Source organism: Roseburia amylophila, from assembly GCF_025567465.1.
GTDB lineage: Bacteria > Bacillota > Clostridia > Lachnospirales > Lachnospiraceae > Roseburia_C > Roseburia_C amylophila.
Genome location: NZ_JAOQKI010000025.1, coordinates 1 through 11950, shown reverse-complemented (window position 1 = coordinate 11950; position 11950 = coordinate 1). Strand labels below are relative to the sequence as shown.

Sequence of the window (11950 nt, the reverse complement as noted above, 5' to 3'; positions counted from 1 at the left end):
TACATTATGATATATGCGTCAGCGGCATAAAATCAATCTGAAAGAATAGAAGAGCCGCATTTTTCACAATGAAATTTATAATAATAATAGCCAGTGCAATCCAAAGAAATACTTCCCGGAAATGCATGCCAATACGAAGCCTTCCCTTAGAGAGCCGCTCAATAGTCTGGGAAATCATAAACCAGGTGCAGAGCACAAAGGCATATGGCACAAAGGGATGATAAACCAGTGAGTGCAGGAAATCCCCATGCAGTAAAAAAGCTATCGCTCTGGTGCCGCCGCAGCCGGGACAGTAAAGTCCGGTCAGGCTGTGAAGCACACAGGGGAAAAGATATTTTGAAAGCTGGATATTCGTTGCTTTTATAAAAAGCACCAGCAGAAGAAGAGTGCCTATGATGCACCAGCCGGTGATATATAATCCGTTGTCCATAGCAGTGGACGTTTTTTTCTTTTCCATATAAACCCTCGCAAATCAGTATTCAAACAAAATATAGAATCTGTTGGTAGTATACAATTGTCATAAGGGAAAGTCAAAGTTATTGTGTTTCACCCAAGATATGTGTATAATAAAAAGAGGCACTTTTTTCAGACTTTGGAAGGAGGAGTGGTTTATGCAGATTGATGGATGGAATCCGAAAGATATAGGATATGATACCGGGTACAATCATACATATGGGGTCGGAACTGACACAGATGCGAAGAGTACCGGGGCGGCAGATGGCAGCAAAGGCGAATGCCAGACCTGTAAGAACCGGAAATATCAGGATGGTTCCAACGAGAATGTTTCTTTTAAATCAGCTTCCCACATCTCTCCGGAGGCGGCGGGAATCCGTGTGGCAGCCCATGAGGCAGAACATGTTTCCAATGCTTATACCAAAGCAGCAGAAGGAAATGGTCAGGTGGTATCTGCAAGCGTAACACTTCGTACCGGCGTATGCCCGGAGTGCGGAAGAGTATATGTGGCAGGCGGAGAGACCAATACCACCATTAAGTATCCGAACGAAGCGAACCCATATCAGCAGGAGCGAAAGAGCCAGGATGCGGCAGATCTGACCGGAGCCAGAATCGACACAAGAAAATAAAACAGGAGCATGAGATAGATGAAAAGAAAATCAGCAGAAATAAAACGTATCGCAAGAGAAAATCTTACCGGACATTATGGATTGCCAATGGGAGCCATGGTAGTATCGCAGTTAATCGTAACTTTACCGACCATGTTCTTTTCCTGGAATTTGACTCCGTATTCCGGAAAAATGGAGTGGGCAATTTATTATGTAGCAGCATTTATACTGACATTGCTGGGGGTTGTTTTAAATATAGGAATTCTCCAGATTGCCCTGCGAATGGGAAGAAAGCAGCCATATAAGTTTACCGATATGTTCTATGGATTCAATCATCATCCGGATAAATACATTCTGGCATACCTTTTATTTATGGTTGTGGTATTAATTCCGATGCTTCCGGCAATCGCAGTCTCTGTTGGAATGTATGTAACTGCCATTTCCGGCAGCATGGCAGTGACAAAGGGATTCTTTATTGGTTATGTAGTAGCTATGTGTGTGCTGGGAATTGGTGGAGAAGTGATTGCATTTATTCTTTCCTTAAGATATTCCATGCTGTTTTTAATATTACTTGAGGATAATACCAAGGGAATCCGGCAGGCAATGAGGGAAAGTAAAGCACTGATGCAGGGCAACAAGGGAAGATACTTCTATATCATGTTAAGCTTCCTTGGCTGGTCCTTCCTTGGTCTCCTTTCATTTGGAATCGGCTTCCTGTGGATTGGACCATACTATACACAGACACAGGTGACATTCTATCGTGATATTACAGGAGAATTAGACCGGACAGAAAACCAGACAGACCCATACGGAACACGACAGCAGAATCCGCAGTACAGTACATGGAGTGCTTCAGTATAAAAATAAGAAAAGAAAAATGCCGGGAAATCAGAATTGGTTTCCCGGCATTTTTCTTTTGCATATATTTACTGGTACATCTGATTCATTTCATTAAACTGCCGCATCAGTTCGTTATAATCAGCGGTATTTCCGTTGGACATCTGGTTGATGAAATCGGCGTTGGTAAACATCATGACAATGACGAAAGTATAAAGTGCAATAGTAAGTACAAGACCGATAATTCCAAGGACGATACCGATTTTGCCGGTGGTGGAAAAAGTCATCTCGCCGCCACGGGAAAGAAGTCCTAAAATAATGGCAAGTGCTCCACAAGGCAGTGCTGCATACAGGCAGCAGAAAGTTACAATGGAGACAATGCCAAGAGCAATGGATGCGGTGGCAAGTCCGGTGGAACGTTTGTCCATGTAATTACGTTGCGGTGCCTGGTTCATATTATATGAATAATTGGGATTTGGTTGATAGCCGTTTGGCTGCTGTTGAAAATCCATAAAAAACCTCCTCAAATCGTGAATAAATCCAGTATACCATTTTCTTCCGGAAAAAACAATAAAACCCAAAATCTTCCCTTTTGCAGAAATGCCGGATATGCTATAATGAGCGCAAACGCATCAACAGGAAAGGAAATACAAGATGGATATAACAGCAAAAATTGCCGAAGAACTTGGAATCAGAAAAAATCAGGCACAGGCAGCAATTCAGTTAATTGATGAAGGAAATACCATTCCTTTTATTGCCCGGTATCGAAAAGAAGCAACCGGCGCATTAAATGATGAAATATTACGTAACTTATTTGACCGGCTGACTTATCTTAGAAACTTAGAAGAGAAGAAAGCACAGGTCATTGCCAGCATTGAAGAACAGGGCAAGCTGACGGACGAACTGCGGAAACAGATAGAAGAAGCACAGACACTGGTAGTCGTAGATGATTTGTACCGTCCATACCGACCGAAGCGCAGAACCAGAGCAACCATCGCCAAAGAGAAGGGCTTAGAGCCACTGGCAAATGTAATCAGTCTTCAGATGCTTAAGACTCCAATCTTAGAAGAAGCAGCAAAATATATCAACGAAGAAAAAGAAGTTCATACTGCAGAGGAAGCGTTAGAAGGCGCCAGGGATATTATTGCAGAGCATATTTCCGATGAAGCAGATTATCGTATCCGCATCCGTGACCTTACCGTAAAACATGGTCGGATTGTATCTGCTGCCAAAGATCCGGAAGCAGAATCTGTTTATGAAATGTATTATGATTTTGATGAGCCGATTGCAAAAATGGCAGGACATCGTACCCTGGCATTGAACCGTGGAGAGGCAGAGAAAATACTGACAGTAAAAGTAGAAGTGCCGGAAGAACAGATTATTCCGTATTTACAGAAAAAGGTAATAACCAAAGATAATGCCATAACCAGACCTGTTTTGGAAGAAGTAATCGAAGACAGCTATAAGCGTCTGATTGCACCGGCAATCGAGCGTGAGATTCGAAGTGACCTTACGGAAAAGGCAGAAGACGGAGCAATCAAAGTTTTCGGAAAAAACTTAGAACAGCTTCTGATGCAGCCGCCAATTGCAGGACAGGTTGTGCTTGGCTGGGATCCGGCATTCCGTACCGGATGTAAGCTTGCAGTGGTAGATCCGACCGGAAAAGTATTGGATACGACAGTCATTTACCCGACAGCACCACAGAATAAGGTAGAGGAAGCAAAAGTAGTATTAAAGAAACTGATTTCCAAGTATCATATTACACTGATTTCTCTTGGAAATGGAACAGCATCCCGTGAGTCAGAGCAGATTATCGTGGATTTATTAAAAGAGATTCCGGTAAAAGTACAGTATATTATTGTAAATGAAGCAGGTGCTTCCGTATATTCTGCAAGTAAACTTGCAACAGAGGAATTCCCAAACTTTGATGTGGGACAAAGAAGTGCCACTTCCATGGCAAGACGGTTGCAGGATCCGCTGGCAGAGCTGGTTAAAATTGATCCGAAATCCATCGGAGTCGGTCAGTATCAGCATGACATGAACCAGAAAAAATTAAGTGAAGCCTTAGGCGGCGTGGTAGAAGACTGCGTAAATAAAGTTGGTGTAGATTTAAACACCGCATCCGTATCCCTGCTGGAATACATTTCCGGTATCAGCAAAGTGATTGCGAAAAATATCGTGGCATACCGGGAAGAAAATGGAAAATTTGCATCCAGAAGCCAGCTTTTGAAGGTGGCAAAATTAGGACCGAAGGCATATGAACAGTGTGCCGGTTTTCTTCGTATTACCGGTGGAAAGAATCCGTTGGATGCAACCGGCGTGCATCCGGAAAGTTATGAAGCAACCAGAAAGCTTTTGGAAAAATTAGGATATTCAGAAGAAGAGATAACCGGTAGCGGATTAACCGGGATTTCAAAGAAGATTTCAGATTATAAGAAACTGGCAGCAGAATTGGAAGTAGGAGAACTTACTTTACGGGATATTGTAAAGGAACTGGAAAAGCCGGCAAGAGATCCGAGGGAAGATATGCCAAAGCCGATTCTGCGGAGTGACGTACTGGAAATGAAGGATTTGACCCCGGGAATGGTATTAAAAGGAACCGTCCGTAATGTCATTGACTTCGGTGCCTTTGTGGACATCGGAGTACATCAGGATGGACTGGTACACATTTCCCAGATGAGCGAACGCTATATCAAACATCCACTGGAAGTGGTCAGCGTGGGAGATATTGTAGAAGTAAAAGTAATGAGCGTAGATCTTAAGAAACAGAGAATCCAGCTTACTATGAAACTGTAAATAAAAGGTAACAGATAAAATTGGGTATTGACAAGGAAAAAGTGAAGTTCTACAATAAACCCATAGTAATTGAATAGGAAGTCTTCGGGGCAGGGTGATATGCGAAGCATAGATTCCCGACCGACGGTGATTGTGCATGACACATTAGTCCGTGAACTGTAGTATTGCAGTTGATTTGGTGAAAATCCAAAACCGACAGTATAGTCTGGATGGGAGAAGATAAGTGACCATTAAGGTGATTATTTTGCGTGCCCCGGATAGTTTTATCCGGGGCTTTTATGGTACACCAATACTCCGGACATCCCTTGCAAGAGCTAAAAGTAAAGAAAAAGGAGTAAAAGAAATGAGTACAAACAGTGTAACAACAAACAGCAACGTAAAAACAGGTGTAAATGCAAGATATCTGACGATGACAGCAATGCTTTCAGCCATTGCGTTCATCCTGATGTTCCTTGATTTTGCAGTTCCGTTTATGCCAAACTTCATCAAACTGGATATTTCAGAACTTCCGGCATTGATTGGAGCATTTTCCATGGGACCGGTCAGCGGAATTGTAATCTGCCTGATTAAAAATCTGATTCATCTGACTATTACAACCACAAGTGGTGTTGGAGAATTGTCCAATTTCATTCTTGGAGTAGCGTTTGTGCTTCCGGCAGGACTGATTTACAAATTTAAGAAGAACCGCAAAGGTGCATTAATCGGTTCTTTAGCAGGAGCACTTTTCATGGCAGTATTCAGTGTGGTATCAAACTATTTCCTGGTATATCCGTTCTATACAGCATTTATGCCGGAAGATGCCATTATTGGTGCTTACAATGCAATCGCTTCTGCAGTAGGCGGACATATGGATAATTTATTGGAGTGTCTGGTAGTATTTAATATGCCATTCACCTTCTTAAAAGGTATGATTAGTGTTGGAATTACATTTTTGATTTATAAACATATTTCACCAATTATCAAAGGAACCAACAGCCGTAAGAATTAGACGTCCCTTTTTTGCCCGACACAAAATTGATAAAGAGTTTGTCTATTCCCGAAAATAATGCTATACTTCAATCAGAAAAGTAAGCAGGAGGAAAGACAATGCCAATTGAATTTGATGTAAAAATAACAGCGAACGATATGTACCGGTTTAATATGTATCATATATATACCAGTTTTACCGGAATCTTTTCCATCTTGGCAGCGGTGCTTGGATTTGTAGCCGCAGTGGGAACCTATGGAAAGGTAGATACCATGTATACGGTGCTTTACATCATATTTGGCATTGTCTTTCTTTTTTATTTTCCATTAACCTTGAAAATGCGGGCGGCAAGACAGATTTCCATGTCAGAGGCACTGAAAAGTACACTGCATTATATGTTGGATGATGAAGGTGTCCATGTATCTCTGGGAGAAGAAAATGCCCTGCTGGAGTGGAAACAGATTTATAAAATGGTGTCAACAAAGCATAATGTTCTGATTTACAGCAGCCGCGTGAATGCATATATCCTGCCGATGGAAATTGTAGGTGGGCAGTACGCAGCGTTGAAGGAACTGGCAGATAAGAATTTGAAGAAGCACCAGAATTGTATGAAGAAGAGATAGGAAGAAAAGTATATGGTATATGAAACATTTTCGGCAGAAGAAACAGAAAAGTTAGGCGAACAGATTGGACGGGAAGCAAAGCCGGGAGAAGTGTATACATTAATCGGAGATCTGGGAGTAGGAAAAACCGTTTTTACCCAGGGAATAGCCAAGGGTTTGGAGATAACAGAACCTATCTGCAGTCCGACTTTTACTATTGTGCAGGAGTATGAAGAAGGAAGAATGCCATTTTATCATTTTGATGTATACCGGATTGCGGATATTGAGGAAATGGATGAAATCGGCTATGAGGACTATTTTTATGGAAATGGTCTGACCATGATAGAATGGGCAAATCTGATTGAAGAAATTTTACCGGATCATTACCGGCAGATAACAATAGAGAAAGATTTGGAAAAAGGATTTGATTATCGCAGGATAACAATAGAAGAGGTGGAACGATGAAAATATTGGGATTGGACAGCTCCGGACTGGTAGCCAGCGTAGCAGTAGTAGAAGATGATGTGCTGTTGGGAGAATTTACTGTAAATTATAAGAAAACACATTCACAGACCTTGCTGCCAATGTTAGATGAACTTGCGAAAATGATAGAACTGGATTTGGATACATTAGATGCCATTGCAATTGCAGCGGGCCCGGGCTCATTTACCGGACTTCGGATTGGCTCTGCAACAGCAAAAGGATTGGGACTTGCACTGGATAAGCCGTTGATATCCGTACCGACCGTGGATGCACTGGCATACAACCTCTATGGGCATAGAGATATTATCTGTCCATTAATGGATGCCAGAAGAAACCAGACCTATACCGGTTTATATCAGTTTGAAGACGAAAAAATGCAGGTATTGTGCCCACAGTGCGTTGTGGGAATTGATGAGATTGTAGCAAAGATAAATGAAAACAATGCTCCGGTTGTATTTTTGGGAGATGGTGTCCCGGTATTTACCACTTATATAGAAGAAAACTGTAAAGTGCCATATTCCTTTGCACCGGCACATGTGAATAAGCAGCGTGCAGCAGCTGTTGCAGCTTTAGGAGAAGAATATTACAAAGCAGGTAAATTAGAATCTGCAGAAGAACACAAACCGGAATATCTGCGCCTTTCCCAGGCAGAACGCGAGAGGATGGAACAGCATGGAAATTCGTAGAATGTCAGAGGCAGATGTTTTTGATGTAGCAGCCATAGAGGCAAAAGTTTTTTCACAGCCATGGAGCGAGCAGGGATTTCGCGATGCTCTTGCCATGAACCATGTGATTTTTCTGGTGGCAGAAGAAGCGGGTTCCATCTTAGGATATTGTGGAATGTATATGGCATTAGATGAAGGCGAGATTACCAATGTGGCAATAAGTGAAGCCTGCAGAAACAGAGGTTATGGGGAACAACTAGTAACAGAACTAATGCAGCAGGGTAGAAAACATGGTATTCGCCGGTATGTTTTAGAGGTAAGGGTATCCAATGAGCCTGCCATTCGCCTGTATCAGAAACTTGGATTCTCTGTACTTGGAACTCGAAAGAATTTTTATGAAAAGCCCTCAGAGGATGCATATATCATGAGCAGGGTCCAGTAATTTCCACTGCAAATTTATTGGAATGGTTCTATAATGAAAGAGAACCACAAGATAAGAGACGGAGGATGCGAAATGGTTTGCAATTGTTGTGGAAAAGAAATCGAAGAACGAAAACAGGATTATATTTATATAGAAAAAGAATGGAATTATTTTTCTACTAAGGATGGTGTGAAAAGCAAACTGCGTGTATGCGAGTCCTGCTTTGATGCATGGACAAAACAGTTTGTGATACCGCCTTTAATGGAAGAAGTAACAGAAATTGTATAGAGAGCTGAGGAAATAGAATGTTAGATGTCTGTTTATTAGGAACCGGTGGAATGATGCCATTGCCATATCGATGGCTGACTTCACTGATGACAAGATATAATGGCAGCAGTCTGATGATTGACTGTGGCGAAGGAACCCAGATTGCAGTAAAAGAAAAAGGCTGGAGCTTTAAGCCGGTGGATATTATGTGCTTTACACATTACCATGCGGATCATATCAGCGGACTGCCTGGAATTCTTCTTACCATGGGAAATGCAGAACGAACTGAGCCGCTGACGATGATTGGACCAAAGGGACTGGAACGTGTGGTAAATGCACTGCGTGTGATTGCACCGGAACTGCCTTTTGAGATTAAATTTATAGAACTGACGGAACCGGAAGAGACTATAGAATTAAAGGGATATACGATTCATGCTTTCCGGGTGAACCATAATGTTACCTGCTACGGCTATACCTTGGAGATCCCAAGGGCTGGAAGATTTTCAGTGGAACATGCATTAGAACGGCAGATACCGCAGAAATACTGGAGCCGCCTGCAAAAAGGTGAAATGATTGAAGAAGAGGACAAGACCTATCTGCCGGAAATGGTATTAGGCCCGCCAAGAAAAGGCATCAAGCTGACATATTGTACTGATACCCGCCCGACGGAGAGCATTGCAAAAAATGCCAAAGATTCCGATTTATTTATCTGTGAAGGTATGTATGCAGAAAAAGAGAAACTTGCAAAAGCGAAACAATATAAACATATGACTTTTTATGAAGCAGCACATCTTGCCAAGGATGCCGGGGTGAAAGAAATGTGGCTTACCCACTTCAGCCCTTCCCTTGTAAGGGGCGAAGACTATATGGATGCTGTAAGGAAGATATATCCGAATGCATATTTAGGCAAAGATGGAAAGAGTGTTACACTGGATTTTGAGGAGGCGTAAACATGAAGAAACGTACAGCAGGCATAATTAAGACAGTTATTATAGGTGTGATTTGCGTTGGAATTGTGGCCGGATTTTATTATTATCTGACAAACCGCTCACCAAGAAGTGTGGAAACAACAGGAGAAACAGATGAGATAACCTCTGTTTTAAGTAAAAATTTAGAGAAGGATTATCCGGCGTCACCTCGTGCTGTAATCAAATATTATAATAGGATTCTGCTCTGCCTTTATAATGAAACTTACGATGATGAGCAGTACCAGAAGCTGTTGGAGAAGATGCGTGCACTGATGGATGAAGAGTTATTGGAAAACAATCCGCAGGATACATTTTCAACCCAGATGCAGAATGATATTGCGGCTTATAAAGCAGAAAGTAAGATTATAGCAACAGCATCTGTCTGCGATACAGATGAAGTGGCTTATAAGAAAGTAGAGGGAAGTGATTGTGCCTATGTGACGGCATCTTATTTCCTGCGCTCTACCAAGGCATATAACCGGGCTAACCAGGAATATGTGCTGCGTAAGGATGAGAATGGGGACTGGAAAATATTAGGATTTGTGGCACTGGAAGGAGACAATGGTGATGCAGAAAAATAAAGGAGATATTGCAATTCTTGCAATAGAAAGTTCCTGCGATGAGACTGCGGCAGCAGTTGTAGTAAATGGAAGGGATGTGAGATCGAATATCATTTCATCCCAGATCGCATTACATACCTTATATGGAGGTGTGGTTCCGGAAATTGCATCCCGTAAACATATTGAGAAAATTAATCAGGTAATAACAGAAGCAATGCAGGAAGCGCAGGCAGACTGGGCAGATATAGATGCAATCGGTGTAACTTATGGACCGGGATTAGTGGGTGCCCTCCTGGTTGGTGTGGCAGAAGCAAAAGCAATCAGTTATGCAAGAAATATTCCACTGGTAGGTGTGCATCATATTGAGGGACACATCAGCGCAAATTATATTGAAAATAAAGAGTTAGAGCCGCCATTTTTATGTCTTGTGGTATCCGGCGGTCATACACATCTGGTAAAAGTACTGGATTATGGAAAATATGAGATACTTGGAAGAACCAGGGATGATGCAGCAGGTGAAGCCTTTGATAAAGTGGCGAGAGCAATCGGATTAGGCTATCCGGGTGGACCAAAGATTGAAAAAGTAGCACATGAAGGAAATCCTCATGCTGTGGAATTCCCAAGACCGAAGATTGCAGATGGGGAGTATGACTTCAGCTTCAGTGGCTTAAAGTCTGCTGTTTTAAACCATCTGAACAGCTGTAAAATGAAAGGTATTGAGATTGTGCAGGCGGATATTGCAGCATCTTTCCAGAAAGCGGTTATTGATGTGCTGGTGGGAAATGCCATGCATGCCATTGAAAAATATCAGATTGATAAATTTGCTATTGCGGGCGGAGTGGCTTCTAATGGAACCTTAAGAGGAGCAATGGAAGAAGAGTGCCGGAAGAGAAATGTGGCATTTTATCATCCGTCGCCGATTCTCTGTACCGATAATGCAGCAATGATAGGGGCAGCAGCATATTATGATTACCGGGCGGGAATCCGTTCCGGACTTGATTTGAATGCAGTACCAAACTTAAAATTAGGAGAACGTTAATGGCAAAGTATACAGCAATCGTGCTTTCTGCGGGAAAAGGAAGCCGCATGGGAAGCTCTGTCCATAAGCAGTATCTGCTTCTTTGTGGGAGGCCGGTGATTTATTATACCCTTAAGGCATTTGAAGAAAGCCCGGTAGATGAAATCGTATTGGTAACCGGTGAAGGAGAAGAGGAATACTGCCGGAAAGAAATTGTAGAAAAATATAAATTGCATAAAGTAACGAAGATAGTAAAGGGTGGTAAGGAACGTTACCACTCTGTTTTTCAGGGCTTAAGTGCGTGTGAACATACGGATTATGTACTGATTCATGATGGGGCACGCCCGTTTATCGAACAGGAAGTCATCCGACATACAATGGATGAAGTGCAGAAAAAACATGCATGTATTGCAGCTGTGCCGGTGAAGGATACCATAAAAAAGGTAGATGAAAACGGAAAAGTAGAGGATACCCCACCAAGAAAAAGCCTTTATATGGTACAGACACCACAGGCATTTTCCTATTCCCTGATTTATGATTCTTATCAGAAGATGATAGCGGATGGAAGAGAAGATGTTACAGATGATGCAATGGTAGTGGAGGCGTATGGAAAAGTTCCGGTATATGTAATAGATGGTAGCTATCGCAACTTTAAGATTACAACACCGGAAGATTTGGAAATGGCGGAGTTTATGCTGAATGCAGGAAATCCCGGTAAAGGTGTATGTTCATAGAAAATAAACCATCCGGCATCAGTGGGAAATCAAATGGATATATTTTGAAATTTTGAAAAAATGAAAATAATTGTTGACATGCTATCTATTTGATGATAGAATCATTTTTGCGCTGATTTGAAGCGTATCAATATGGAGAGATATCGAAGTGGTCATAACGAGGCGGTCTTGAAAACCGTTTGTCCGCAAGGGCGCGTGGGTTCGAATCCCACTCTCTCCGCTTCCAACTTAATAATTGGAAACTGATTCGGAGAAGTACCCAAGCTGGCCGAAGGGACACCCCTGGAAAGGGTGCAGGTCGTTAACAGCGGCGCGAGGGTTCAAATCCCTCCTTCTCCGCTCGCTTGTGAGATGATTATGCGGACGTTCGACAATGGATTTTACGACTGTAAAAAATAAGTCAAAAAAAGTAAAAAAGTTGTTGACAAAGAGAAAGTCCTGTGATAATATAAACAAGCTGACCGGTGAGAACAAAGTAAAAGAGTTCGCAGAACTGGTCAAGAACCTTGATAACTGAACAGTGAAATAACCTTGAAAGATTTTGAGAAAAACGTAATCAAAAGATTACAAA

The 11950-nt window shown here is 42.0% G+C and carries 15 protein-coding genes, 2 tRNA genes and 1 riboswitch; of the genes, 15 read left to right on the top strand and 2 right to left on the bottom strand.

All coding sequences use genetic code 11. The features are described from left to right. Positions 1-4: 4 nt before the first annotated feature. Positions 5-457, bottom strand: coding sequence for a DUF2752 domain-containing protein (locus OCV43_RS12665; RefSeq protein WP_262624258.1), 453 nt, complete (start codon positions 455-457; stop codon positions 5-7). 154 nt (positions 458-611) lie between these two features. Here OCV43_RS12665 and OCV43_RS12660 point away from each other — a divergent pair, with 154 nt between their 5' ends. Together OCV43_RS12660 and OCV43_RS12655 are read left to right on the top strand one after the other, a co-directional pair. Continuing rightward, positions 612-1082: a hypothetical protein gene (locus OCV43_RS12660; protein WP_262624257.1), complete on the top strand. Its 471-nt coding sequence runs from the start codon at positions 612-614 to the stop codon at positions 1080-1082. Between the two features lie 18 nt (positions 1083-1100). After that, positions 1101-1922 (top strand): DUF975 family protein, encoded by an 822-nt coding sequence (locus tag OCV43_RS12655; protein ID WP_262624256.1) that lies wholly within the window; start codon positions 1101-1103, stop codon positions 1920-1922. A gap of 65 nt (positions 1923-1987) precedes the next feature. On the opposite strand, the gene OCV43_RS12650 is transcribed toward OCV43_RS12655, so the two are convergent. After that, entirely contained in the window at positions 1988-2410 is a 423-nt protein-coding gene (locus OCV43_RS12650) for a DUF4190 domain-containing protein (protein WP_022243544.1), read from the bottom strand. A gap of 142 nt (positions 2411-2552) precedes the next feature. On the opposite strand from OCV43_RS12650, the gene OCV43_RS12645 reads away from it, so the two are divergent. From OCV43_RS12645 to OCV43_RS12585, 13 genes are all read left to right on the top strand, one after another. Next, positions 2553-4694: a Tex family protein gene (locus OCV43_RS12645; protein ID WP_262624255.1), complete on the top strand. Its 2142-nt coding sequence runs from the start codon at positions 2553-2555 to the stop codon at positions 4692-4694. Positions 4695-4770: 76 nt separating this feature from the next. After that, a riboswitch (FMN riboswitch) is annotated at positions 4771-4919 on the top strand. Between the two features lie 118 nt (positions 4920-5037). Further along, a complete protein-coding gene (locus OCV43_RS12640; RefSeq protein WP_022243542.1) occupies positions 5038-5682 on the top strand; it encodes an ECF transporter S component in 645 nt (214 codons plus the stop codon). Positions 5683-5780: 98 nt separating this feature from the next. Then, positions 5781-6284, top strand: coding sequence for a YcxB family protein (locus OCV43_RS12635; protein ID WP_117947710.1), 504 nt, complete (start codon positions 5781-5783; stop codon positions 6282-6284). Positions 6285-6296: 12 nt separating this feature from the next. Further along, the gene (gene tsaE / locus OCV43_RS12630) at positions 6297-6728 is read left to right on the top strand and encodes a tRNA (adenosine(37)-N6)-threonylcarbamoyltransferase complex ATPase subunit type 1 TsaE (protein WP_022243540.1); all 432 of its coding nucleotides are present in this window, start codon (positions 6297-6299) and stop codon (positions 6726-6728) included. Then, positions 6725-7432 carry a tRNA (adenosine(37)-N6)-threonylcarbamoyltransferase complex dimerization subunit type 1 TsaB gene (gene tsaB, locus OCV43_RS12625; protein ID WP_022243539.1) on the top strand — a complete coding sequence of 236 codons (708 nt, stop codon included), beginning with the start codon at positions 6725-6727 and terminating at the stop codon, positions 7430-7432. The genes tsaE and tsaB overlap by 4 nt, the downstream gene beginning before the upstream one ends. Continuing rightward, a complete protein-coding gene (gene rimI / locus OCV43_RS12620) occupies positions 7419-7853 on the top strand; it encodes a ribosomal protein S18-alanine N-acetyltransferase (protein WP_022243538.1) in 435 nt (144 codons plus the stop codon). Before tsaB ends, rimI begins: the two co-directional genes overlap by 14 nt. Positions 7854-7925: 72 nt before the next feature. Then, entirely contained in the window at positions 7926-8120 is a 195-nt protein-coding gene (locus OCV43_RS12615) for a hypothetical protein (protein WP_262624254.1), read from the top strand. 17 nt (positions 8121-8137) lie between these two features. Continuing rightward, complete coding sequence (locus OCV43_RS12610) at positions 8138-9049, top strand: ribonuclease Z (RefSeq protein WP_262624253.1); 912 nt, start codon at positions 8138-8140, stop codon at positions 9047-9049. Positions 9050-9051: 2 nt separating this feature from the next. Further along, complete coding sequence (locus tag OCV43_RS12605) at positions 9052-9648, top strand: DUF6715 family protein (protein ID WP_022243535.1); 597 nt, start codon at positions 9052-9054, stop codon at positions 9646-9648. Further along, positions 9635-10666, top strand: coding sequence for a tRNA (adenosine(37)-N6)-threonylcarbamoyltransferase complex transferase subunit TsaD (tsaD, locus tag OCV43_RS12600; RefSeq protein WP_022243534.1), 1032 nt, complete (start codon positions 9635-9637; stop codon positions 10664-10666). Before OCV43_RS12605 ends, tsaD begins: the two co-directional genes overlap by 14 nt. Continuing rightward, positions 10666-11379 carry a 2-C-methyl-D-erythritol 4-phosphate cytidylyltransferase gene (ispD, locus tag OCV43_RS12595; protein WP_262624252.1) on the top strand — a complete coding sequence of 238 codons (714 nt, stop codon included), beginning with the start codon at positions 10666-10668 and terminating at the stop codon, positions 11377-11379. The genes tsaD and ispD overlap by 1 nt, the downstream gene beginning before the upstream one ends. 134 nt (positions 11380-11513) lie before the next feature. After that, a tRNA-Ser gene (locus OCV43_RS12590) sits at positions 11514-11599 on the top strand. A gap of 29 nt (positions 11600-11628) precedes the next feature. Further along, positions 11629-11718, top strand: a tRNA-Ser gene (locus tag OCV43_RS12585). The last annotated feature ends 232 nt before the right edge of the window (positions 11719-11950 follow it).

Excerpts from the sequence above, each read along its gene's own strand:
- OCV43_RS12665 (WP_262624258.1), bottom strand. The coding sequence starts at position 457 with ATGGAAAAGAAAAAAACGTCCACTGCTATGGACAACGGATTATATATC.
- OCV43_RS12660 (WP_262624257.1), top strand. The coding sequence starts at position 612 with ATGCAGATTGATGGATGGAATCCGAAAGATATAGGATATGATACCGGG.
- OCV43_RS12655 (WP_262624256.1), top strand. The coding sequence starts at position 1,101 with ATGAAAAGAAAATCAGCAGAAATAAAACGTATCGCAAGAGAAAATCTT.
- OCV43_RS12650 (WP_022243544.1), bottom strand. The coding sequence starts at position 2,410 with ATGGATTTTCAACAGCAGCCAAACGGCTATCAACCAAATCCCAATTAT.
- OCV43_RS12645 (WP_262624255.1), top strand. The coding sequence starts at position 2,553 with ATGGATATAACAGCAAAAATTGCCGAAGAACTTGGAATCAGAAAAAAT.
- OCV43_RS12640 (WP_022243542.1), top strand. The coding sequence starts at position 5,038 with ATGAGTACAAACAGTGTAACAACAAACAGCAACGTAAAAACAGGTGTA.
- OCV43_RS12635 (WP_117947710.1), top strand. The coding sequence starts at position 5,781 with ATGCCAATTGAATTTGATGTAAAAATAACAGCGAACGATATGTACCGG.
- tsaE (WP_022243540.1), top strand. The coding sequence starts at position 6,297 with ATGGTATATGAAACATTTTCGGCAGAAGAAACAGAAAAGTTAGGCGAA.
- tsaB (WP_022243539.1), top strand. The coding sequence starts at position 6,725 with ATGAAAATATTGGGATTGGACAGCTCCGGACTGGTAGCCAGCGTAGCA.
- rimI (WP_022243538.1), top strand. The coding sequence starts at position 7,419 with ATGGAAATTCGTAGAATGTCAGAGGCAGATGTTTTTGATGTAGCAGCC.
- OCV43_RS12615 (WP_262624254.1), top strand. The coding sequence starts at position 7,926 with ATGGTTTGCAATTGTTGTGGAAAAGAAATCGAAGAACGAAAACAGGAT.
- OCV43_RS12610 (WP_262624253.1), top strand. The coding sequence starts at position 8,138 with ATGTTAGATGTCTGTTTATTAGGAACCGGTGGAATGATGCCATTGCCA.
- OCV43_RS12605 (WP_022243535.1), top strand. The coding sequence starts at position 9,052 with ATGAAGAAACGTACAGCAGGCATAATTAAGACAGTTATTATAGGTGTG.
- tsaD (WP_022243534.1), top strand. The coding sequence starts at position 9,635 with ATGCAGAAAAATAAAGGAGATATTGCAATTCTTGCAATAGAAAGTTCC.
- ispD (WP_262624252.1), top strand. The coding sequence starts at position 10,666 with ATGGCAAAGTATACAGCAATCGTGCTTTCTGCGGGAAAAGGAAGCCGC.